Origin of the sequence: Streptomyces sp. AK02-01A (assembly GCF_033795305.1) — a bacterium.
Taxonomy (GTDB): Bacteria; Actinomycetota; Actinomycetes; order Streptomycetales; family Streptomycetaceae; genus Streptomyces.
The window spans coordinates 180,139-201,379 of the sequence record NZ_JARBAE010000007.1 but is presented as its reverse complement, the minus strand read 5'-3'; the positions used below and the strand labels follow the sequence as shown (position 1 = coordinate 201,379).

The 21,241-nt window shown below is 69.1% G+C and carries 22 protein-coding genes and 1 tRNA gene; 13 read left to right on the top strand and 10 right to left on the bottom strand.

What is annotated here, in order from left to right; genetic code table 11:
* Positions 1–71: 71 nt before the first annotated feature.
* From PV679_RS10500 to PV679_RS10490, 3 genes are all read left to right on the top strand, one after another.
* Positions 72–233: a hypothetical protein gene (locus tag PV679_RS10500; RefSeq protein ID WP_319679841.1), complete on the top strand. Its 162-nt coding sequence runs from the start codon at positions 72–74 to the stop codon at positions 231–233.
* Between the two features lie 82 nt (positions 234–315).
* Positions 316–1,527 carry a JmjC domain-containing protein gene (locus PV679_RS10495; protein WP_319679840.1) on the top strand — a complete coding sequence of 404 codons (1,212 nt, stop codon included), beginning with the start codon at positions 316–318 and terminating at the stop codon, positions 1,525–1,527.
* Positions 1,461–2,321: an aldo/keto reductase gene (locus tag PV679_RS10490; protein WP_319679839.1), complete on the top strand. Its 861-nt coding sequence runs from the start codon at positions 1,461–1,463 to the stop codon at positions 2,319–2,321. Before PV679_RS10495 ends, PV679_RS10490 begins: the two co-directional genes overlap by 67 nt.
* Here PV679_RS10490 and PV679_RS10485 read toward each other — a convergent pair.
* Positions 2,309–3,166 carry a hypothetical protein gene (locus PV679_RS10485; RefSeq protein ID WP_319679838.1) on the bottom strand — a complete coding sequence of 286 codons (858 nt, stop codon included), beginning with the start codon at positions 3,164–3,166 and terminating at the stop codon, positions 2,309–2,311. The genes PV679_RS10490 and PV679_RS10485 overlap by 13 nt on opposite strands.
* Before the next feature lie 331 nt (positions 3,167–3,497).
* Between PV679_RS10485 and PV679_RS10480 the strand changes: the two genes are divergently transcribed.
* Positions 3,498–4,478: a hypothetical protein gene (locus PV679_RS10480; RefSeq protein WP_319679837.1), complete on the top strand. Its 981-nt coding sequence runs from the start codon at positions 3,498–3,500 to the stop codon at positions 4,476–4,478.
* Positions 4,479–4,772: 294 nt separating this feature from the next.
* Here the strand turns inward: PV679_RS10480 and PV679_RS10475 are convergent.
* Positions 4,773–4,846: transfer RNA gene (locus tag PV679_RS10475), tRNA-Pro, on the bottom strand.
* Between the two features lie 97 nt (positions 4,847–4,943).
* The gene (locus PV679_RS10470; protein ID WP_319679836.1) at positions 4,944–5,870 is read right to left on the bottom strand and encodes a metallophosphoesterase; all 927 of its coding nucleotides are present in this window, start codon (positions 5,868–5,870) and stop codon (positions 4,944–4,946) included.
* Between the two features lie 77 nt (positions 5,871–5,947).
* Between PV679_RS10470 and PV679_RS10465 the strand changes: the two genes are divergently transcribed.
* Entirely contained in the window at positions 5,948–6,412 is a 465-nt protein-coding gene (locus tag PV679_RS10465; RefSeq protein WP_319679835.1) for a GatB/YqeY domain-containing protein, read from the top strand.
* Between the two features lie 236 nt (positions 6,413–6,648).
* Here PV679_RS10465 and PV679_RS10460 read toward each other — a convergent pair whose 3' ends face one another.
* On the bottom strand, positions 6,649–8,928 hold the full coding sequence (locus PV679_RS10460) for a transglycosylase domain-containing protein (RefSeq protein ID WP_319679834.1): 2,280 nt from the start codon (positions 8,926–8,928) through the stop codon (positions 6,649–6,651).
* 397 nt (positions 8,929–9,325) lie between these two features.
* Between PV679_RS10460 and PV679_RS10455 the strand changes: the two genes are divergently transcribed.
* Positions 9,326–9,670, top strand: coding sequence for a WhiB family transcriptional regulator (locus tag PV679_RS10455; protein ID WP_030353248.1), 345 nt, complete (start codon positions 9,326–9,328; stop codon positions 9,668–9,670).
* Between the two features lie 236 nt (positions 9,671–9,906).
* On the opposite strand, the gene PV679_RS10450 is transcribed toward PV679_RS10455, so the two are convergent.
* Together PV679_RS10450 and PV679_RS10445 are read right to left on the bottom strand one after the other, a co-directional pair.
* A complete protein-coding gene (locus PV679_RS10450; protein ID WP_319679833.1) occupies positions 9,907–11,322 on the bottom strand; it encodes an ArsA family ATPase in 1,416 nt (471 codons plus the stop codon).
* Positions 11,319–12,284 carry an ArsA family ATPase gene (locus PV679_RS10445; RefSeq protein ID WP_319679832.1) on the bottom strand — a complete coding sequence of 322 codons (966 nt, stop codon included), beginning with the start codon at positions 12,282–12,284 and terminating at the stop codon, positions 11,319–11,321. The genes PV679_RS10450 and PV679_RS10445 overlap by 4 nt, the downstream gene beginning before the upstream one ends.
* Before the next feature lie 71 nt (positions 12,285–12,355).
* On the opposite strand from PV679_RS10445, the gene PV679_RS10440 reads away from it, so the two are divergent.
* From PV679_RS10440 to PV679_RS10425, 4 genes are all read left to right on the top strand, one after another.
* Entirely contained in the window at positions 12,356–12,517 is a 162-nt protein-coding gene (locus PV679_RS10440; protein ID WP_093601778.1) for a DUF4177 domain-containing protein, read from the top strand.
* Entirely contained in the window at positions 12,514–12,984 is a 471-nt protein-coding gene (locus PV679_RS10435) for a RidA family protein (RefSeq protein WP_319679831.1), read from the top strand. Before PV679_RS10440 ends, PV679_RS10435 begins: the two co-directional genes overlap by 4 nt.
* Positions 12,985–13,122: 138 nt before the next feature.
* A complete protein-coding gene (locus tag PV679_RS10430; protein WP_319679830.1) occupies positions 13,123–14,037 on the top strand; it encodes an NUDIX hydrolase in 915 nt (304 codons plus the stop codon).
* The gene (locus PV679_RS10425) at positions 14,034–14,864 is read left to right on the top strand and encodes an MBL fold metallo-hydrolase (RefSeq protein ID WP_319679829.1); all 831 of its coding nucleotides are present in this window, start codon (positions 14,034–14,036) and stop codon (positions 14,862–14,864) included. The genes PV679_RS10430 and PV679_RS10425 overlap by 4 nt, the downstream gene beginning before the upstream one ends.
* An 80-nt stretch (positions 14,865–14,944) precedes the next feature.
* On the opposite strand, the gene PV679_RS10420 is transcribed toward PV679_RS10425, so the two are convergent.
* Entirely contained in the window at positions 14,945–15,619 is a 675-nt protein-coding gene (locus PV679_RS10420; RefSeq protein WP_018845857.1) for a Crp/Fnr family transcriptional regulator, read from the bottom strand.
* A gap of 313 nt (positions 15,620–15,932) precedes the next feature.
* Between PV679_RS10420 and nth the strand changes: the two genes are divergently transcribed.
* From nth to PV679_RS10405, 3 genes are all read left to right on the top strand, one after another.
* The gene (gene nth, locus PV679_RS10415; protein ID WP_416069689.1) at positions 15,933–16,844 is read left to right on the top strand and encodes an endonuclease III; all 912 of its coding nucleotides are present in this window, start codon (positions 15,933–15,935) and stop codon (positions 16,842–16,844) included.
* Positions 16,845–17,028: 184 nt separating this feature from the next.
* A complete protein-coding gene (locus PV679_RS10410; RefSeq protein ID WP_319679827.1) occupies positions 17,029–17,733 on the top strand; it encodes a CoA pyrophosphatase in 705 nt (234 codons plus the stop codon).
* A 119-nt stretch (positions 17,734–17,852) separates the two neighbouring features.
* Positions 17,853–19,052 carry a MarP family serine protease gene (locus tag PV679_RS10405; RefSeq protein ID WP_319679826.1) on the top strand — a complete coding sequence of 400 codons (1,200 nt, stop codon included), beginning with the start codon at positions 17,853–17,855 and terminating at the stop codon, positions 19,050–19,052.
* A gap of 255 nt (positions 19,053–19,307) precedes the next feature.
* Here PV679_RS10405 and PV679_RS10400 read toward each other — a convergent pair whose 3' ends face one another.
* The 3 genes from PV679_RS10400 to PV679_RS10390 all read right to left on the bottom strand — a co-directional run bounded on the left by PV679_RS10400 (position 19,308) and on the right by PV679_RS10390 (position 21,222).
* Complete coding sequence (locus tag PV679_RS10400; protein WP_319679825.1) at positions 19,308–19,487, bottom strand: hypothetical protein; 180 nt, start codon at positions 19,485–19,487, stop codon at positions 19,308–19,310.
* Positions 19,488–19,717: 230 nt separating this feature from the next.
* Complete coding sequence (locus PV679_RS10395) at positions 19,718–20,731, bottom strand: alpha/beta hydrolase (protein WP_319679824.1); 1,014 nt, start codon at positions 20,729–20,731, stop codon at positions 19,718–19,720.
* On the bottom strand, positions 20,728–21,222 hold the full coding sequence (locus PV679_RS10390) for a phage holin family protein (protein WP_319679823.1): 495 nt from the start codon (positions 21,220–21,222) through the stop codon (positions 20,728–20,730). Before PV679_RS10390 ends, PV679_RS10395 begins: the two co-directional genes overlap by 4 nt.
* Positions 21,223–21,241 lie beyond the last annotated feature (19 nt).

Sequence of the window (21,241 nt, the reverse complement as noted above, 5' to 3'; positions counted from 1 at the left end):
TAACCGGCACCTCCGCACGCCACAGACTTCCCGCCGCACCGGCGGGAGATCGGTAGAGGAAGGAGCACGAAGTGGGAGACACGACACCCTCCGTCGAGGAGGGTCTGCTGGTCGCCGTGGAAGTCCTCGCGAGCGTCCACGACCGGCATGACAGCAACGCCTCCGACCCGGGGCAGGGCAGCTCGGGCGATGGCCCCTGGCCCGGGGGTGACGGGCTGAACCACGCGGCGTAGCCGCCAGTTCTCTGGCGGAGGGGTCGCACCCGCGATCCCTCCGCCTCCCACGTCCGATCTGACGCAAGGAAGGGAACAGCTCATGGAGCATCGACTGGTTCGTGCCGTCGAAGAGGCATTGGGGTGGGATGGTCCAGGCCCGCTCGGTAAGAAGTTCGCCCGGGGAAGCATCATCGACCCCGAGATCGTGGCGCGGCTGCTCACACCTCCGCGCCTGCTCGACATGGTCATGCGCCGGAGCCTCGCCAACCCCCAGTTCCGTTTCTTCAAGGGCGGTGAGGAGCTGCACCCGGACGCGTACCTCGACCGCCAGGTCACACCCCGGGGGCAGGCGATACCGATGGCGGACATGCACCGCTTGGGGGGCCTCCTGCGTGAGGGCGCGACGCTGGTCCTGGACCAGTCGAACGTCTTCGACCCCACGATGGAAGCGGCCTGCCGGGCAATGCAGTGGTGGTCCCGGGAGCACGTCCAAGCGAACGTCTACCTGACCACGAACGACGCGTCCGGCTTCGACCTGCACTGGGACGACCACGACGTCCTCATCGTGCAACTGGCCGGCGAGAAGCAGTGGGAGGTACGCGGCAACTCCCGGCCCGTGCCCATGTTCCGGGACGCGGAGCGGAACAACACTCCCAGCGAAGAGACCGTATGGACCGGCACCATGAAGGCCGGCGACGTGATGCACATCCCCCGCGGCTACTGGCACGCGGCCACCCGCGTGGGTCAGGGCGGCGGCCACAGCACCCATGTGACCTTCGGGTTCGCCAAGCGCACCGGGGTGAGCTGGCTGACCTGGCTCGCCGACTGGTCCCGCCAGGAGGAGGTGTTCCGCCACGACCTCGACCGATGGGGCGGCCTCGACGAACAACAGGCCCAGCACTCGCTGCTGGCCACCGCCACTTCCCGCCTCATCGACGCCCGCGACCCGGCGGAGTTCCTCAGGCTTCGTGAGCAGGAAGCTTCTCCCGGCAGGCACGTTCCCTTCCTGGACATCTTCGGCCCTCTGGAGGCCGTGGCGTGTGTCAGCGAGTTCCCACCCCTGATCCGCGAGGTCGGGGAGAGCGTTGTCGTGGTGGCCGCCGGCAAGAAGCTCACGTTCGCGGCCAGGGCCCTGCCGGGACTCCGCATGCTCCTGAGCGGCCACCCCGTTCAACTGGACGAGGCCGCCCGCGCGCTGGGCGCCGAGGTGGAGGCACTGGCGAAGATCCTGGTGGAGGAGGAGCTGTGCGCGAGTCTGACCCCCGAATTGTTCTCGGGCTACACCGATCTCGTTACGAGCGCCGGATCCTGACCAGCGCGCTGGAACTCGGCATCGACGCGATCGACACCAGCTTCAACTACCGCGGTTTCTCAGCCCACTCCGCCCTGGCGGAGATCGGAAGCGATCTCCTTCCCCGCTTCACGCTCTCCACCAAGGTCGGCTTCTTCCCGGCCGCCGGACAGGCCGAGCACTCCCTCGATCCAGGCCGACTTCGGAGAGCCATGGAGCAGACGAACCGCGACCTGGGCCGCGCGCCGGACCTGGTGTTCCTGCACAACCCCGAGCGCTCTCTCACCGGCTCGCCGAACGCCGCCAAGGACGCTCTGGCCATGGCGTGCACTGCCCTGGCAGTAGCCGCGACAGAGGGGCTGTGCGGAGCCTGGGGCATCTCCTCCTGGGACCCCCGCCCGCTGCGCGAACTGGCGGTCGGCTCCATGCCCAGGCCCGACGCCCTCATGGTCCGCGGAGGTCTCCTCGCCGGGATCGACGTCCTGGAAGCCTCTGAAACCCTCGCGGCCCGGTGGGACCTCGGCGCGGGACAGCTCTGGGGTATGAGCCCGTTCGGCGGTAAGGCCACGGATCCGCTGTGGGGCCAGCTCGACCCGCAGGTGTTCATCCAGGACCCTGATGACGGCCTCTCGGCACTGCAGGCCGCGTTCCGCACCGCGTACTGGCTACCGCAGGTGGGCAGGGTCGCCGTCGGTACGGATAACCCCTCCCACCTGCGGGAACTGGTCGATGCCCTGCGGTACAAGGCCGACGCCAGGAGCCTCCGTACGTATCGGCGGCTCCTCTGTGAACGGGCAGGCCGTCAGCCCGTCTGAAGGTCGTCCGCGACTCGTTCCGTCATCTCGCGTGCCGGTTCGAGGCGAGGGTCCTCGGGGTGGGCGTCCGGGGCCAGGATCTTCGCGCAGACGAACAAGGTCATCAGCTTGCCGTCCCGGCTCTCCAGGTCGTCGCGCCGTTCGTGGCGGACGCGCTCGGCCAGCGCCGGGACGGCAAGCGAGTTCCCCCACAGCGACGCCGCGTCCAGACCTTGAGGGGCCATACCCCAGTCCTCCCAGTCGAACAGGCAGAACCGCGGTCCGGTCATGTTCGCCCAGTTGAGGTCAGCGTGCGCTGGCCGCCACTGGCTCAACGCCGTGTCGGCGCCGACAGGAAGGAATCGCTGGATCGCCTCAGTAACAGCGCTCTGGGTGATTGTGACGGTGTCCGGGGTGGCCACGCGCCTCGTATGCTGGACGGCCAGCGCGTCCAACGACGCATTCAACGCCTGCCACCACTCGTCCGGCAGGTGGGGATCGGTAGCCAGAACGCTGCTGCCGATCGGCGCTCCTGGCAAAAGGTCCGTCTCGTCGGCCCGCCACATCACGGCATCATCGGGCTCGCGCCAAGCCGTGCCCCGGTGCCACTGGGGCCTGGCCACCCCACCCAGCAGGGCAGCGCATTCGGTTCCGTTCCAGCCCTGGCCGCCGATCTTGTCAAACCGGCGCCGCTCGATCCGCACCCACGTGCCACGGTCGGTACGCGCACCCAGCGAGCGCCGTTTACGCACCAGAGTCCCCAGGTCCAGCGAAGTCTGGAAGGCACGCTCAACCTGGGTGAGCACGTCATCGACCGGCTCAACTCGCAGGTCGACGTGGGGTGTGGCGGAGAGAGAAGACGGCACTGGACCTCCATGGCGACGGAACGACGCTAGCAAGAAATGGGTCATGCGAGTCTCCGGAAGGAGCGGAGGTCGCAACCGAGAGCTGATGAGCGGCCGGGCATCGCCGCAGCCATCGTCGTGTACGGGGGTGGGCGCTCCTGGTGAGGCGCCGATTTCATACATGCTTCAGCTACTCAGCCTCATGGTGAGGTGACGGACGAGCTGTTCGGGCCGCGCTGCCAGTCGCATCCGGTATGAATGAGTGGGGAAGTGAGCTTTGCGCGGCCACGGATTCGTAGGGATTGAAAGTGACTGATCAGGCGTTGTTCGTGCTTGATGAGGACTCGCGGGCTTGGAGTCGGCGGGGTTCGAGACGGAGGCCGAGTTCCAGAAACTATTGGCTCGGCACCCGCGGGTGCTGAACTTCGGGTCTCTCACGGACGGTCAACTGCTGCGGCTGGTGCTGGTGGCGCGGGAGATGAGGGTGCCGGCGAGCGTGGAGAGCGGTCCGGCGTACTGGCTGGACCATTTGTTCGTCGACGCCGACGGCGTACCGACGCTGGTGGAGGTCAAGCGGGCCAGTGACACCCGGATCCGTCGGGAAGTCGTGGGCCAGATGCTCGACTACGCCGCGAACGGTGCCCGCTACTGGCCGGCCGCATTGCTCCAGCGCTCCTTCGAGGAGACCTGCCAGGCGGACGACCGGTCGTTGGACGAGGCGTACGGGGAACTGCTGGGCGAACGTACCCCGGAGGATTTCTGGGCGGCGGTGGAGGAGCGACTGGCGGCGGGCCACATGCGGTTGCTGTTCGTGGCCAACCGCATCCCGCTGGAGCTGCGGGCGATCGTGGAATTCCTCAATCGGCGGATGCGGCAGACGGAGGTGTACGCGGTCGAGCTGACCCAGTACCGGGGCGGCGGCGACCTGCGGGTCCTCGTGCCGCGTGTCCCCGGCCACGTGGCGACCGCCGCCAAGTCGCCTTCGGACCGTCGTAACGCGCCGAAGACCTCCCGGGCGGCGATCGTCGCGGCGCCTGGCTGGCCTTCTACTCCCGACTCCGTCCGGCCCGGATCTCCCCCGGGCAAGAGTCCTCCTAACAGCAGCTCTTACCCCGGATGGCTGGCACCACGCGGTCCCGGTCCTCGCAGCCACCACCCCCGACGCCGTGCTCCGCCTGCGAGACGTCGTCTTCGCCCATCTGAACCTGCCCTGACAAATCGAGACCGCCTGGCGACCGTCACATCAGCTCGGACCTGGGAGGGGAGGCTGTCGGCCGAGGTTGGCGTGGGTGACATTGAACTTTTCGGATCCCAGCGTGAGAAGGGATCGTAGGGCTGCGGCTCTACCGACGTGGTCGGAGAGATCGTACGAGTGCGGGAGGCGATGGTGCGAAGCGGTCGCGCTGGTGGAAGCAGCCCCTCGCGGGCGGGTCCGCCGCTCCCAGAGCATGAACATCTGGCGAGTGACTGCGTGGCCCTCGGCCGCTCCGTGTGACAGTCGTGGCGTTGACCCGTGAGAGCTGTGTTCCCACACTCGGCTCCCAAACGGCTCCCATAGCGACCCCGGAAACCACTCAGGGGCCCGACCCGCTAAGCGGATTAGGCCCCTGACCTGGTGTTTCGGCTGTCGGGGTGGCGGGATTTGAACCCACGACCTCTTCGTCCCGAACGAAGCGCGCTGCCAAGCTGCGCTACACCCCGATGTCGCCCGTGTCGCTGCGACATCGATTACTTTAGCCCACCGCTGGCCGGAGACGAAATCCGGTTTTGGCCCGGTGGCGGGCCCGGGGCCGCGTGGTCAGGCGGGCGGCGTCAGCGTCAGCAGGGTGGCCTCGGGCGGGCAGGCGAAGCGGACCGGGGTGTAGCGGTTGGCGCCGCAGCCCGCTGAGACGTGGAGATAGGCCCGGTGGCCGCCGGAGCGGTGGGTGGAGAGGCCCTTGACGCGGTCCGTGTCGAGGTCGCAGTTGGTGACCAGCGCGCCGTAGAAGGGGACGCAGAGCTGTCCGCCATGGGTGTGTCCGGCCAGGATCAACGGGTAACCGTCGGCGGTGAAGGCGTCGAGGGAGCGCAGATACGGGGCGTGGACCACGCCGATCGACAGGTCCGCGCCCGCCTCCGGGCCGCCCGCGACCCGCTCGTATCTGTCCCGCTTGATGTGCGGATCGTCGACGCCGGTGAAGGCGATCTCGTAGCCCTCCAGCTTGAGCCGGCCCCGGGTGTTGCTGAGGCCCACCCAGCCCGCCGCGTCGAAGGCGTCACGCATCGGTTCCCACGGGTTGTGGAGCGCGGAGACGGCCGGTGCGTTGCCGTTCAGGCCGTGGCGTCCCTGGGCCTTTTCGAAGAGATAGCGGGCCGGGTTGCGCAGCTTCGGGCCGTAGTAGTCGTTCGAGCCGAAGACATAGACGCCCGGGAACTCCATCAGCGGGCCCAGCGCGTCAAGCACCTCCGGTACGCCCTCCGGGTCGGAGAGGTTGTCGCCGGTGTTGACGACGAAGTCGGGACGCAGTCCGGCCAGCGACTGGAGCCAGCGCCGCTTCTTGCGCTGTCCGCTCACCATATGGATGTCGGAGACATGGAGGACACGAAGATCACGCATTCCACGCGGCAGTACGGGTACGGAGACCCGCCGCAGCCGGAACGAGCGGGTTTCGAAGCCGGCGGCATAGGCGAGGCCGGCCGCGCCGACTGCCGCGATTCCCAGGGGTACTCCGTATCGTGCGCGCATGCGCCCATCGTCGCAGACGCCGTACGGCTGCGAAATCCGCGGGCGACCACGGCGGCGCACCTGCCACACTTGCCCTTATGACCAGCCTTAAGTCCAAGCTCAAGGAAGACCTCACCGACGCCATCAGAGCACGCGACGAGCTCCGCTCCGCCACGCTCCGGCTGACCCTCTCCGCGATCACCAAGGAGGAGGTCTCTGGCACGTCGGCGCGTGAGCTCTCCGACGACGAGGTCCAGAAGGTGATCGCCAAGGAGGCGAAGAAGCGCCGTGAGGCGGCGGAGGCCTTCACCCAGGGCGGCCGTGCCGAGCAGGCGGAGCGGGAGAAGGCGGAGGGCGTGCTCCTTGACGCGTATCTGCCGGCGCAGCTCAGCGACGAGGAGCTGGGCGCGATCGTCGAGCAGGCCGTCGGAGAGGCGAAGGCCGCCGGCGCCGAGGGCCCGCGGGCGATGGGCGCGGTAATGAAGATCGTGAACCCGAAGGTCGCCGGCCGGGCCGAGGGCGGCCGGGTCGCCGCCCTGGTGAAGCGGTCGCTCGCCGGTTGAGGCCGCGGCCGCGCGGCGCCGAGTCCGTAGGACCCCGCGACGGTGTCACGATCTCCTGATGTCCGCGATCGGCGTCCGGCGAGGAGCGGCATCGGCCGAGGAGGCGCCGGGCGACGGCAGGCGCCGGGAAAGACCGAAGGGGTGCTCCACCAGGTGGAGCACCCCTTCTCTGTGGTCCCACGCTGTTCTCTGTGGTCCAACACTGTGGTCAACCGCAGGCAGCGCGATACCGAGGTTTACGGGAAGAACCCGCCGCCGTCCTGGCCGCCGTTCCCGTTCCCGCCGTTTCCGTTGCCGCCGTTTCCATTCCCGCCGTTGTCGCCGCCGCCGATCAGGCCGGGGAACGGACCCTGTCCGCCGTTGTCACCGGGCTTTCCGTCGCCGCGGCCGCCATTCCCCTGGCCGCCGTTACCGCCCGGCTTGCTGGGATCTCCGTCCCGGCCGGCCTTCGGCGCGTCCGGGATGTCGACGGTCACGAAGTTGGGAGCCTGCTTGCCGTCCAGCGCACCGGACACCGCGTCCTTCCAGATCGGCCCCGGGACCTCACCACCGAACACCAGCGGGTGGTACTCGCCGCCGATCGTGATGTCCTCCATCTCGACCTGCTGGGAGGGGCTGCCGACCCAGACCGCGCCGGACATGTTCGGGGTGTACCCGACGAACCAGGCGTTCTTCCGCTGGTCCGTCGTACCCGTCTTACCCGCGTTGTCCCGGCTGGTGAGTCCGGCCGGCTCACCGGTACCCGAGTCGACCACACCCTTCAGCAGGGTGTTGATCGTGTCGGCGGTCTTCTCCGTCATGGCGCGGGTGCAGGACGACTGCGGGACCTTGAGATCGTCGCCGGCCGCCGTCTTGATGGAGGCGATGGCGATGGGCGTGCAGTAGGTGCCGCGATTGGCGAAAGTGGCGTACGCGTTGGCCATCCGCAGAGGCGAGATGCCCTGCGAGCCCAGCGTGAGCGCGGACGGCGACTCCGGGAGCTTCTTGCCGTCACCCTGGACGATGCCCAGCTTGGAGATCGTCTCCGTCACGGGGCAGAGCCCGATCTGGTCGATCATCTGCACGAAGTAGGTGTTGACCGACTTGGCCATGGCCTCCTTCAGTGAGTACGGACCGACCTCGGACTCGTTCTCGTTCTCGGCCCGGTCGCCGTCGACGTTGACCCACGGCTTGCCGCCGCACGCCGGGATCGAGGCCGGATACGGCATCTCGTACGGCGCCGGATAGGACTGCGTCGGCGGGACACCGCGCTCGATGGCCGCCGTGGCCAGGAAGGGCTTGAAGGTCGAACCGGTCGGGAAGCCGTAGTTCGAGCCGCCCATGCCGTGGTCGACCGAGAAGTTGATCTGGGTCTCGTTCTTACCGAAGCCGTACGCCTTGGACTGGCCCATGCCCACGATCTTGCCGGTGCCCGGCTCGACCAGGGTCACCGCCGTGGCGACCTTGTCGCTCTGGTTGACATGGCTCTTGATCGAATCCTGAACCGACTCCTGAGCCTGCGGGTCGAGCGTCGTACGGATCGTCAGACCGCCCTGGTTCCAGACCTTCGCCCGCTCTTCGCGGGTCTTGCCGAAGACCGGGTCGGTGAGGAAGACCTCTCGTACGTAGTCGCAGAAGAAACCCGCTCCGCTGACCGCCGTGATGCAGCCGTTCTTCGGGCGGCTCACCTTGAGCTTGATCGGCGCTGCCTTGGCGCGGTCGGCCTCCGGCTGCGAGATGTCCCGGACGTCGGCCATCCGCTGCAGCACGATGTTGCGCCGCTTGGTGGCCTCCTCCTCGTCGTTGACCGGGTCGAACCGGCTGGGCGACTGGACGACGCCCGCGAGCATCGCCGCCTCCTCCAGCTTCAGGTCCTTGGCGGGCTTGGAGAAGTAGCGCTGGGAGGCCGCCTCGATGCCGTACGCCTGCTGGCCGAAGAAGGTGATGTTGAGGTAGTTCTCAAGGATCTTCTTCTTGCCCAGTTCGTTCTCGACCTGGATCGCGTACTTCAGCTCCTGGATCTTGCGGCCCAGGGTCTGCTGGGTGGCCTCGGCGACCTTGGTCGGGTCGTCGCCGGCCTCCTCGACGAAGACGTTCTTCACATACTGCTGGGTCAGGGTCGAGGCGCCCTCGGAGACTCCGCCCGACTGGGCGTTGCGGTTGACCGCGCGCAGCACACCCTTGAGGTCGATCGCGCCGTGCTCGTAGAAGCGCGAGTCCTCGATCGCGACGATCGCCTTCTGCATGTACGGAGAGATGTCCTTCAGCGGTACGACGGTGCGGTCACGCGAATAGACCGTGGCGAGGCGTCCGCCCTGCGAGTCCAGGATCGTGGTCCGCTGACTCAGCGGCGGGGTCTTGAGGTTGGCTGGGATGTCGTCGAATTCCTCGACCGTCCCCTTGGCCGCGAGTCCCAGCACACCGAAGGCCGGCAGGGCGATACCGGCCAGCACGGCCCCCGCGAGCAAGCTGACACCGAGGAACTTGGCGGCCTGCTGGGTCCCGGTCAGACCCCCGCCCGAGCGCTTCTTTGGCATGGGGGCAGCCTACGTTCTCATTCGCCGGACACGCGTCAAGGCTCTGGCCTAAGCTGTTCTCAACTGTCACAGCAGTGGGGTTGCGCATCAAGCCTCCGATGTGAACTTCCGGTGAACCCGAAACACCGGAAGTCATGTCCGGAATCGCCCCGTTCATCATTAAATACCCCTCGCGACTCAAGTGAAATGCCCGGCTTTGACCGGGTTGGTCGTTTATGCCCTTGGGTCACTCCCCTGGGTGATCTGCCGCGTACGCATAGTCCGTTCGGGCCATTCAAGATTGGGCCCGAAGGGGGTGTTGCGCTGTGCCCACCTTCCGTAACGTCCTCAACTGGCAGCGGTGAATATGCCGCTACCGCCGTGGGGGAGCCTCGATTCGGGAGAGGACGGCGCCGGGATGGGCTGGGTAACCGACTGGAGTGCGCAGGCAGCTTGCCGCACTACCGATCCGGATGAATTGTTTGTGCAGGGTGCAGCGCAGAACAGGGCCAAGGCGGTGTGCACCGGATGTCCGGTGCGGACCGAATGCCTGGCTGACGCGCTGGACAACCGCGTCGAATTCGGCGTATGGGGCGGAATGACCGAGCGGGAGCGCCGCGCACTGTTGCGCAGGCGACCGACCGTCACCTCGTGGCGACGGCTGCTTGAGACCGCGCGTACGGAGTACGAGCGCAGCGCGGGCCTGTTGCCCGTGGGCTTGGAGGACGACGAGACGTACGAGACGTACGCGGCGGTGGGGTAGCCCTCAGGTGGCCCCTCGTCCCTGGTCCTTCGTCCCTGACCGGCGGGACATGACTCGGCGGGACATGACTCGGCGGGACATGACACGGCGGGACATGACACGGCGGTGAGCTGGAGGTTCGGCGCTTCGGCGTGGGCCGAAGCGGCTCTCCGTCCTGGCCGGGCGCTCCATCTTCACAGTCCTTGTGCGGTTGTCGCGGCTCGACCAGCCGCGCTGCCTTTCACGTCTCCGTCGGCTCAGGTCGTAGGGCGACCGGTCGCGAGGCGTTCACCGATGGCCCTGAGCCCCGCGAGGTCATGAACATCGCCGGGCAGGGCCGCCACCTCGACCACGGCCACCTCGGGGTGGAGCGCGGTGAAGCGGTCACGCGTGCGCTGCTCACGTGCCAGCACCTGCATCCGCTCGGCGTGCAGGCGCAGCAAACCCGCGGTCAGCTGTTCCACACTTGTGACAGAAGCGGGCGCGGAGGAGGACTCCGACGGCACCGCGGATGTCGTGGATGTCGCGGGTACGGACGGGTCGGACGTGGGTGATGACGGGCGGCTCGTGCGGCTCGGCTGGTCCGTGGTGCTCGGGCGGCTCTCAGGGGCTGCGGTTTCGGAGGATCCGGTGGCGTCGGGGGCTTCATGCGCCTCGGAGGCTTCGGGAGAAGGGCCTTCCGGGGCAGCAGTGCCACGAGCTTCAGTCTTCCCGGGCCGCTGATCCACAATGCGGCCCTCTTCAAGATTTTCTGCCGCCGCCCGCGCTCGCTCGGCCGACAGCCGGGCGGCGCCGCTGCCATGGACCCGGTTGAGGACCAGACCGGCCAGCGGCATCTCCTCGGCCGCCAGCCGCTGTACGAAGTACGCCGCCTCCCGCAGCGCGTCCCGCTCGGGCGACGCGACCACCAGAAAGGCCGTCCCGGGCGCCTGGAGCAGCCGGTATGTCGCGTCCGCGCGAGTACGGAAACCGCCGAACATCGTGTCCATCGCCGCCACGAACGTCTGCACGTCACGCAGGAGCTGACCACCGAGCAGTTTTCCGAGCGTGCCGGTCATCATCGACATCCCGGCGTTCAGGAACTTCATGCCCGCCCGGCCGCCCATCTTCGCCGGGGCCATCAGCAGCCTGATGAACTTCCCGTCGAGGAAGGACCCGAGCCGCTTCGGCGCGTCCAGGAAGTCCAGCGCGGAGCGCGACGGCGGGGTGTCGACGACGATCAGATCCCATGCGTCGCGGCTCCGGAGCTGCCCCAGCTTCTCCATCGCCATGTACTCCTGCGTGCCCGCGAAACCGGCCGACAGGGACTGGTAGAAGGGGTTCTCCAGAATGGCGCGGGCCCGCTCGCCGTCCGCGTGCGCCTCGACGATCTCGTCGAAGGTGCGCTTCATGTCGAGCATCATCGCGTGCAGTTCGCCGGGGCCGTCGACGCCCTTGACCCGCCGCGGCGTGTTGTCGAGCGAGTCGATCCCCATGGACTGGGCCAGCCGGCGGGCCGGGTCGATCGTCAGGACGACCACCTTCCGGCCGCGCTCGGCCGCCCGTACGCCGAGAGCCGCGGCGGTCGTCGTCTTGCCGACCCCGCCCGAACCGCAGCACACGATGATGCGGGTGGCCGGATCGTCGAGCAGCGGATCGATGGCGAGCGGAGCGGCCGCCGGGTCCAGGGTCATGAGAAGACCTCCCCAAGTCGCCGTAGCTCTCCCGCCAGCCGGTAGAGACCGGCGAGATCCATTCCCTCGCCGATCAGCGGGAGTTCGTGGGTGGGCAGGCCCAGCTTCGCCAGGACGGCCCGCTGCTCGCGCTCCAGCTCGACGCGCTGGGCGTGCTCCGCGGCCTGTTCGAGGAGTGGACCGACGAGCTTGGTGGGCGCGCTCAGCCCGGCGGTGGCGAGCACCTTGGCGACCTCCTTGCGGCGGTCGCCGGAGGCGGCGCGGACGGCTGCCTCGTCGAGGAGGTGCGGCTGGACCATGTTGACGATCACATTGCCGACCGGCAGCTCGGCGGCCCTCAGCTCGGCGATGCCGTCCACGGTCTCCTGGACCGGCATCTCCTCCAGCAGCGTCACCAGGTGCACGGCGGTCCCCGGTGACTTCAGGACACGCATCACGGCCTGCGCCTGATTGTGTATGGGGCCGATCTTCGCCAGCCCGGCCACCTCGTCGTTCACATTCAGGAAGCGTGTGATGCGGCCGGTGGGCGGAGCGTCCATCACCACGTAGTCGTAGGCGAAGCGGCCCTGCCGGTCGCGTCTGCGCACCGCCTCGCACGCCTTGCCGGTCAGCAGGACGTCCCTGACGCCGGGTGCGATCGTCGTCGCGAAGTCGATGGCGCCGATCTTCTTGAGCGCCCGGCCCGCGCCGCCGAGCTTGTAGAACATCTGGAGGTAGTCGAGGAGGGCGCGCTCCGCGTCGATCGCCAGCGCGTACACCTCACCACCGCCCGAGGCGACGGCGATCTTCCGCTCCTCGTAGGGAAGCGCCTCGGTCTCGAAAAGCTGTGCGATGCCCTGTCTGCCCTCGACCTCGACGAGGAGCGTGCGTTTGCCCTCGGTCGCGAGGGCGAGCGCGAGGGCGGCGGCGACCGTCGTCTTACCGGTACCGCCCTTGCCGCTGACGACTTGGAGCCTGCTCACGTATTTGAGCCTAACCAGTAAGGCCACAGGCTACGCACGAGGCTTCCCGGCGTACGGCTACAGTCGCCTCCATGACCAAGTGGGAATACGCGACCGTGCCCCTTCTCGTGCACGCGACCAAGCAGATTCTGGACACCTGGGGCGAGGACGGCTGGGAGCTCGTCCAGGTCGTTCCCGGGCCGAACAACCCCGAGCAGCTCGTGGCCTACCTCAAGCGGGAGAAGACCGCATGAGCGGAGCCGTCGAGGCCGCCATCGCCGAGCTGGGGCTGACACTGCCCGAGGTGGTGCCGCCGCTGGCCGCCTATCAGCCGGCCGTGCGGACCGGTGTCTACGTCTACACCTCGGGCCAGCTCCCGATGGTGGAGGGCAAGCTTCCGGTCACCGGCAAGGTCGGTGCCGAGGTCACGCCGGAGGAGGCCAAGGAACTCGCCCGTACCTGTGCGCTGAACGCCCTGGCCGCTGTGAAGTCGGTCACCGGCGACCTGGACCGCATCGCGCGGGTGGTCAAGGTCGTCGGCTTCGTCGCCTCGGCCGCGGACTTCACGGGCCAGCCGGCCGTCATCAACGGCGCGAGCGAACTGCTCGGCCAGGTGCTCGGTGACAAGGGCGTGCACGCCCGCAGCGCGGTGGGCGTGGCGGTCCTGCCGCTGGACGCACCGGTGGAGGTCGAGATCCAGGTCGAGCTGACCGAGGGCTGACCGGGACCTGACGGCGGTGTCGCTTCGTGGATCCCGCCCGGTACACGCGCCTCGCGCGTACCGGGCGGGATCTTCGCGTCGGCGGCGCCGGAAGAACCGGCCCTCGAACATACCCGCGCCAGCGCATAGCATCCGGCCATGTCGAATGGTCAGTGGTACCCGCCCGAATGGCCCGAGCGGATCCGTGCCCTCGCCGCCGGTGAGATCGCGGCCGTGACTCCGCGGCGGGCTGCGACCGTGATGCTCCTGCGCGACGGTCCCGGCGGGCCCGCCGTGCACATGCTGCGGCGACGGGCCTCGATGGCCTTCGCCGCCGGCGCGTACGCGTACCCGGGTGGCGGAGTCGATTCGCGGGACGACGACCGGCTCGTCGGCTGGGCCGGGCCCGGCCGGGACGTCTGGGCCCGGCGGCTCGGCGTGGACACCGCGTCCGCACAGGCCATCGTCTGCGCGGCGGTCCGCGAGACATACGAGGAGGCCGGTGTCCTGCTGGCGGGAAAGACCGCGGGGACCGTCGTCGGCGACACCACCGGCGACGACTGGGAGGCCGACCGCGCCGCCCTCGTCGACCGTGAACTGTCCTTCGCGGACTTCCTGGACCGGCGCGGGCTGGTACTGCGCAGCGATCTGCTCGGGGCGTGGGCGCGCTGGATCACCCCGGAGTTCGAACCGCGCCGCTACGACACCTGGTTCTTCGTGGCCGCGCTGCCGGCGGGCCAGCGGACCAGGAACGCCTCGACGGAGGCCGACCGTACGGTGTGGATCAGACCGGCGGAGGCGACGGAGGCGTACGACAGAGGAGAGCTGCTGATGATGCCGCCGACCGTGTCGACGCTGCGTCAGCTCCAGCCGTACGGCGCGGCCGCCGAGGCGCTCGCGGGCGCCGACGGCCGCGATCTGACTCCGGTACTGGCCACGGCCGTGCTGGAAGGCGGTGAACTGGTGCTGAGCTGGCCGGGGCACGAGGAGTTCACCAAACGCGTCGCCACCGCCGCGCCGTCCGACGAGTCCGCCGGCCGTCCCGAACACGACCCGTCCGGAGGCCTCCGATGACCGACGCCGCCGCCCTCCCCGGTCAGCCGCGCGGCGGAGCGCTGTCCGGCCCCGCCACCGCCCGCGCCGTCAATGTCCTCGCGCCGAACGCCTCCGCGATGACCCTGGACGGCACCAACACCTGGATCGTCTCGGAGCCGGACTCCGGGCTGGCGGTGATCATCGATCCGGGCCCGCTGGACGACGGCCACCTCAAGGCGGTCATCACCACCGCCGAGAGGGCCGGAAAGCGGATCGCGCTGACCCTTCTCACCCATGGGCATCCGGACCACGCGGAAGGCGCGGCGCGCTTCGCCGCGCTGACACGTACCGCTGTCAGGGCCCTGGACCCGGCGCTGCGGCTCGGCGACGAGGGGCTGGCCGCCGGGGACGTCATCAGCACCGGCGGGCTGGAGCTACGGGTCGTACCGACCCCGGGCCACACCGCGGACTCGCTCTGCTTCCATCTGCCCGCCGACGGCGCGGTGCTGACCGGAGACACCGTCCTCGGACGCGGTACGACGATGGTGTCGCATCCGGACGGCCGGCTCGGCGACTACCTGGACTCGCTGCGCAGGCTGCGCTCGCTCACGGTCGACGACGGCGTCCGTACGGTCCTGCCCGGCCATGGACCCGTACTGGACGACGCCCAGGGCGCGGTCGAGTTCTATCTCGCCCATCGCGCGAGCCGGCTCGCTCAGGTGGAGACGGCCGTCGAGAACGGCCTCCGCACGCCTTCGGAGGTGGTGGCGCGGGTGTACGCGGGCGTGGACAGGTCTCTGTGGCCGGCGGCCGAGCTGTCGGTACGCGCCCAGCTCCAGTACCTGCGCGAACACGGCCTGATCTGAGCACCGCGGTCCGGTGCGCGAGAGGTCCCGGCGCCGGCCCGGCGGTCCCGGCGCCGCGTCGCCCGCGCCGCGCCGGCCGGTCAGCGCGAGCGCTTCGCGAGGCGCTCCACGTCCAGCAGGATCACCGCACGCGCCTCCAGACGCAGCCAGCCGCGCTGCGCGAAGTCGGCGAGCGCCTTGTTGACCGTCTCGCGGGAGGCGCCGACGAGCTGGGCCAGCTCCTCCTGCGTCAGGTCGTGGACAACATGGATGCCCTCCTCGGACTGCACGCCGAAGCGGCGCGACAGATCGAGGAGCGCGCGGGCCACGCGGCCGGGGACGTCGGAGAAGACCAGGTCGGACATCTGGTCATTGGTCTTGCGGAGCCGGCGGGCGACGGCGCGCAGCAGGGCCGTGGCCACCTCCGGCCGGACGTTCAGCCAGGGCTGGAGGTCGCCGTGGCCGAGACCGAGGAGCTTGACCTCGGTGAGCGCGGTGGCGGTGGCGGTGCGCGGGCCCGGGTCGAAGAGGGACAGCTCGCCGATCAGCTCGCCGGGGCCGAGCACGGCCAGCATGTTCTCGCGGCCGTCGGGGGAGGTGCGGTGGAGCTTGACCTTGCCCTCGGTGACCACGTACAGGCGGTCACCGGGGTCGCCCTCGTGGAAGAGCGCGTCGCCGCGGGCGAGCGTCGCTTCACTCATCGAGGCGCGGAGCTCCGCGGCCTGCTCGTCATCGAGCGCCGCGAAGAGCGGGGCACGCCGCAGAACGTCGTCCACGTGTTCTCTCCTTGTCGACCTGCTCAGGAAACCGTCGTCCCCATGATGCCGTACGTGGCACTTCTTCTCGGAGGCTCGGCATCGCTGAGCTGCTTCGCCCGCTGTCCGATGCTGTCTGTTCGAAAGCGTGCGATCAGTCACAAGTCTGACCCACGGGTGCGGCCGGCCATGCTCCGGGAGCCGATTCGGGTGGTGATCGGCCGTGCCCGGGGCGGATGTCGGTGCGGGGCTTTAGGCTGGCCGGGTGTCCGACTCGCCGGTGACAGCGCAGGCCAAGGGGGCTGGAAGAGTGTCCGCGGAGCGTAATTCCGCTGTGGGCGAACAGCCTTCGGCGAAAGCGAAAAAAGCCGCAAAAGGGTCAACAGGTAGGCGCAAGCCTCCGGGGGACCTCCAGGCGGAGCCCACCTCCGGGTCCGGGAGCGCGGCCGTACGGAAATCCGCGGTCAAACCGGAGTCGAGGCTGGCGATGGTCCGCCGGGCCCGCCGGATCAACCGCGAGCTGGCCGAGGTCTATCCGTACGCCCATCCCGAGCTGGACTTCCGGAATCCGTTCGAGCTTCTGGTGGCCACGGTCCTCTCCGCCCAGACGACCGACCTCCGGGTCAACCAGACCACGCCCGCGCTGTTCACGCGCTATCCGACGCCGGAGGACATGGCGGCGGCCGTGCCGGAGGAGCTGGAGGAGGCCGTGCGTCCGACCGGTTTCTTCCGGGCCAAGGCGAGGTCCCTCATCGGCCTGTCCACGGCGCTCCGGGACCGCTTCGGCGGCGACGTGCCGGGCCGGCTGGAGGATCTGGTGACGCTGCCCGGCGTGGGCCGCAAGACGGCGAATGTCGTGCTGGGCAACGCCTTCGGTGTTCCCGGCCTCACCGTCGACACGCACTTCGGCCGGCTGGTCCGCCGCTGGAAGTGGACCGACCAGGAGGATCCGGAGAAGGTCGAGGCGGACATCGCCGCGATCTTCCCCAAGAGCGAGTGGACGATGCTCTCGCACCGGGTGATCTTCCACGGCCGCCGGATCTGCCACTCCCGCAAGCCGGCCTGCGGTGCCTGTCCGATCGCGCATCTCTGTCCTTCGTACGGCGAGGGCGAGACGGACCCGGAAAAGGCGAAGAAGCTTCTCAAGTACGAGATGGGCGGCTATCCGGGCCAGCGCCTGAGCCCGCCGGCCGACTATCCGGGCAAGCCGGCTCCGCCGCTGGGCACGCCTCCGGGCGCGGCGTGAGGCCGGGACATACGCACCATGTGGGAGCGCGGTGGACGGTGAGCGATCGGTGCGGATGACGGTCGGCGCCTTATGAGTGAGCCATGGCTTGTCAGGACACGGACTTGTCCGGACACGAATGAGTGGAGCCGGATGAGAGCGGAACGAACGGGCCGACGGCAGGCGTTGTACGCCGGGGGTGCCCATGACGCGCGCTGAAGAGACCTGTGACAACCCGACGACGCGGGACGCCGTCAGCACCGAAGGGCTGCCCGAGTGGCTCACGCCCGTCGTGCGGACCGCGCAGACCGTCGTACCGGAGCAGCTCAGCCGTTTTCTGCCACCGGTAAGCGGCGGCGGCCGGCAGTCCGCCGTGCTCGTCCTCTTCGGCGAAGGCGAACACGGCCCGGAGCTGCTGCTCATGGAGCGGGCCGGGAATCTGCGCTCGCACCCGGGGCAGCCCTCGTTTCCCGGTGGCTCGCTCGACCCGGAGGACGGCGATCCCGCGACCACGGGGCCGCTGCGGGCCGCGCTGCGTGAGGCCGAGGAGGAGACCGGTCTCGACCCGTCGGGCGTCCAGCTCTTCGGTGTCCTTCCCAAGCTCTACATCCCGGTGAGCGGCTTCGTGGTGACTCCCGTCCTCGGCTGGTGGCGTGAACCCACTCCGGTCGGCGTGGTCGACCCCATGGAGACCGCACGGGTCTTCACCGCGTCCGTGGCGGATCTCACGGATCCGGCCAACCGCGTGACCGCCGTGCACCCGCGCGGCCACAACGGGCCGGCGTTTCTGGTCGCGTCCTCTCTGGTCTGGGGTTTCACCGCGGGAGTAATTGACCGCATTCTGCATTTCGCGGGATGGGAACGGCCGTGGGACCGCTCCAAGCAGGTCCCGCTCGACTGGCGCGCATGACACCCTGACCCAGTGCTGTGCCCTTCCGGGGCTCTGACGACGGCGGCCCGGCGAGGGCGGCCGCCGCTCCGTACCGGGCGACCGGAGACGTATCTGCGAGGCTAGCGAGGCTATTGACGGTGAACGTGCTGGACATCCTGCTGCTGCTCGCCGCCGTGTGGTTCGCGATCGTCGGTTACCGCCAGGGTTTCGTCGTCGGCATCCTGTCGGTGATCGGATTCCTCGGCGGCGGTCTCGTCGCGGTCTATCTGCTCCCCGTCGTATGGGATCAGCTCACCGAGGGCTCCGAGGTATCCACCACGGCCGCCGTCGTCGCCGTGGTGATAGTGATCGTCTGTGCCTCCGTCGGCCAGGCGTTCACCACGCACCTCGGCAACAAGCTGCGCCGCTACATCACGTGGTCGCCCGCCCGCGCCCTGGACGCCACCGGCGGCGCGCTGGTCAATGTCGTGGCCATGCTGCTGGTCGCGTGGCTGATCGGCTCCGCGCTCGCCGGGACCTCGCTGCCCACGCTCGGCAAGGAGGTCCGTAGCTCGAAGGTGCTGCTCGGGGTCTCCCGGGTGGTGCCCAGTCAGGCGTCGACGTGGTTCACGGACTTCTCCTCCGTCCTCGCCCAGAACGGCTTCCCGCAGGTCTTCAGCCCGTTCGCCAATGAGCCCATCACCGAGGTCCGCCCGCCGGACCCGGCGCTGGCGGGCAGCCCGGTCGCGTCCCGCGCCCAGAGATCCATCGTCAAGGTCGTCGGTACGGCGCCGAGCTGCGGCAAGGTCCTCGAAGGCTCCGGCTTCGTCTTCGCGGACCGCCGGGTGATGACCAACGCGCATGTGGTCGGCGGCGTGGAGGAGCCCACGGTCCAGATAGGCGGCCAGGGACGGCTGTACGACGCCAAGGTCGTGCTCTACGACTGGCAGCGCGACATCGCCGTACTGGATGTGCCCGACCTCCGGGCGGCCCCGCTCAGGTTCACCGACGCGGACGCCGGCAGCGGAGACGGCGCGATCGTCGCGGGCTTCCCGGAGAACGGCGCGTACGACGTACGCTCCGCCCGGGTCCGCGGCCGTATCAACGCCAACGGCCCCGACATCTACCGGCGCGGCGAGGTCCGCCGCGATGTCTACTCGCTCTTCGCGACGGTGCGCCAGGGCAACTCCGGAGGCCCGCTGCTCACCCCGGAGGGCGAGGTGTACGGCGTCATCTTCGCGAGGTCGCTCGACGACGCCCAGACCGGCTACGCCCTGACGGCCGACGAGATCCGCGACGACATCACGCTCGGGCGGACCGCCAACCAGGAGGTCGACAGCCAGCAGTGCGCGCTCTAGGACGTGTCTGACACATAGCGCCGTCCGCCCGGAGGGCGGGGCCTGCGACGTCTGGTGCGTGCGATCCCAAGGCGGAGGATCATCCGTGTACTGGACGTACTCGGATGACTCCGACAACGCGGTGAGCGTGCGTGCCAGGCGTCGCAGGCCAGGCGGGATGTGTCAGACAGGGCCTAGGTGCTGTCTGACACGTTTCGTCCGGCCCGCGAACCCGGCGTATGCGGTGCCGCTGCGCCGGGTTCGCCCTGGCAGGTCCTAAATGCGTTGATGGCGCAGCCGGGCCGAGACCCAGCGGGCCCTGCGGCGGAGAATCAGAGAAATACCGAGCCGGGGATCATGGCCCTGGTGTTCCGGGGCGCCCCTCTCGTGGGTGATCGGCGCTGAGGCCGAGCGGCGGTTGCGTGCTGCGTCACCGTAGTCGTGCGTCCAGCCCATACCCGGACGTCTGCCCCTGCCCCATGGTCGGTAATCGCGCGGAAGAGGGCCAATTGGCCTATGCGTGAGGCAATTGGCAGTTCATATGACAAGTGTTCAAAGGGTGGTCGACCTCATCGACAACAACGGTCGGGATCAGCCGTCCGGCTCAGTGGCCGGGACGGTGGTACGCGGCGGTGACCGGTCCGGTGACGAGGCCGGCGATGCGGACGCCGGTCAGTCGTCCGGACTCAGCGGTCCGGCTCCGGGTCCTTCAGCCAGTTGATGAGCTCCGCGGAGAACGCCGCCGGATCCTCTTCGTGCGGAAAGTGCCCCAGCCCGTCGAACAGCCGCCAGCGATAGGGAGCTTCCACATACTCGGCCGAGCCCGCCGTGCTGCGCGTCCGCATCGCCGGATCGAGCGAGCCGTGGAGCTGGAGCGTCGGCACCCGCACCGCGCGCTTCATCCGCCGGTTGAACTGGATGCCGTCCGGACGCGCCATCGACCGCACCATCCAGCGATAGGGCTCGATCGAACAGTGCGCTGTCGACGGGATGGTCATGGCCCGCCGGTAGACCGCGATCGCGTCCTCGTCGGGCAGGCCGGGCCCTGACCAGTCCCGGATCAGCTTGCCGACCAGCGCCGCGTCGTCCGCGACAAGCTGACGCTCCGGGAGCCATGGACGCTGAAAGCCCCAGATGTACGATCCGGCCCTGCTCTGCGCGAAGTCGGAGAGCATCGCCGAACGCCAGCGGCGCGGATGCGGCATGGAGGAGACCGCGAGCCGGCGCACCAGCTTGGGCCGCATGACGGCCGCCGTCCAGGCGAGATAACCGCCCAGGTCATGGCCGACGAGCGCGGCGTCGGGCTCGCCGAGCGAGCGCACCACACCGGTGATGTCGAGGGCCAGATTGGCCGGGTCGTAACCGCGCGGCGTACGGTCGCTGCCGCCCACACCGCGCAGGTCCATGGCCACGGCGCGGTAGCCGGCGTCCGCGAGCGCGGTCAGTTGATGGCGCCAGGTCCACCAGAACTGCGGAAAGCCATGGAGCAGCAACACCAGCGGCCCTTCGCCCACCTCGGCGATATGGAAGCGCGCACCATTGGCGGCCACGTCGCGATGGGTCCAGGGACCATCAAGGCGTACGGCGGAGGCGGTCGTCGCACCATGAGCCGAACCGGCGGTCGCGCCCGGGTTCGAGCCGGGCGTCGAACCGGGCGGCGGGCGGAGCGTCTTGCCGGGGTCGGAATCAGGGTCCGTCATGCAGACGAGCGTGCCACAGACTTGGGGCTCGTCCGGAACTCGCGTGGGTGAGGCTTCACGTTCTGCAGTACGGCCGCCGTCTCCTTGGCCGAGGCGATGGACTTCTCCGGAGGCTTGACCTTCTTGAACTTCAGCAGGGCGAGTCCGGCGAGCAGCCCGGCGAGCACCAGGAACGCTCCTCCCACGATGAGGAACGACCAGGCGAGGCCAAGACCCAGATTGTGGATTCCGTACGCGGCGGCGAAGCTCAGCACCGGCAGCGAGAACAGCGCGAAGACGCCCGCGACGGTGATGGCGGCGCCGCCGACCGCGCCGCGCCTGACGTCCTGTCGGAGCTCTGCCTTGGCCAGCGCGATCTCGTCGTGGACCAGCGCGGACATCTCCGCGGTCGCCGAGGCGAACAACTGGCCGATACTGCGTTCGGTGGTGACGGCTTTGACGACTGTGCCGGTCCGGACAGTGTCGGCGACTTGCCTGCCGGGGTCGCTCATAGGTGACTCCCTCTTCTCG

Excerpts from the sequence above, each read along its gene's own strand:
- PV679_RS10395 (WP_319679824.1), bottom strand. The coding sequence starts at position 20,731 with ATGACGGACCCTGATTCCGACCCCGGCAAGACGCTCCGCCCGCCGCCC.
- PV679_RS10440 (WP_093601778.1), top strand. The coding sequence starts at position 12,356 with ATGACCAAGTGGGAATACGCGACCGTGCCCCTTCTCGTGCACGCGACC.
- PV679_RS10495 (WP_319679840.1), top strand. The coding sequence starts at position 316 with ATGGAGCATCGACTGGTTCGTGCCGTCGAAGAGGCATTGGGGTGGGAT.
- PV679_RS10450 (WP_319679833.1), bottom strand. The coding sequence starts at position 11,322 with ATGACCCTGGACCCGGCGGCCGCTCCGCTCGCCATCGATCCGCTGCTC.
- PV679_RS10400 (WP_319679825.1), bottom strand. The coding sequence starts at position 19,487 with ATGGGCTGGACGCACGACTACGGTGACGCAGCACGCAACCGCCGCTCG.
- PV679_RS10410 (WP_319679827.1), top strand. The coding sequence starts at position 17,029 with ATGACGCGCGCTGAAGAGACCTGTGACAACCCGACGACGCGGGACGCC.
- PV679_RS10390 (WP_319679823.1), bottom strand. The coding sequence starts at position 21,222 with ATGAGCGACCCCGGCAGGCAAGTCGCCGACACTGTCCGGACCGGCACA.
- PV679_RS10470 (WP_319679836.1), bottom strand. The coding sequence starts at position 5,870 with ATGCGCGCACGATACGGAGTACCCCTGGGAATCGCGGCAGTCGGCGCG.
- PV679_RS10430 (WP_319679830.1), top strand. The coding sequence starts at position 13,123 with ATGTCGAATGGTCAGTGGTACCCGCCCGAATGGCCCGAGCGGATCCGT.
- PV679_RS10435 (WP_319679831.1), top strand. The coding sequence starts at position 12,514 with ATGAGCGGAGCCGTCGAGGCCGCCATCGCCGAGCTGGGGCTGACACTG.
- PV679_RS10455 (WP_030353248.1), top strand. The coding sequence starts at position 9,326 with ATGGGCTGGGTAACCGACTGGAGTGCGCAGGCAGCTTGCCGCACTACC.
- PV679_RS10465 (WP_319679835.1), top strand. The coding sequence starts at position 5,948 with ATGACCAGCCTTAAGTCCAAGCTCAAGGAAGACCTCACCGACGCCATC.
- PV679_RS10425 (WP_319679829.1), top strand. The coding sequence starts at position 14,034 with ATGACCGACGCCGCCGCCCTCCCCGGTCAGCCGCGCGGCGGAGCGCTG.
- PV679_RS10460 (WP_319679834.1), bottom strand. The coding sequence starts at position 8,928 with ATGCCAAAGAAGCGCTCGGGCGGGGGTCTGACCGGGACCCAGCAGGCC.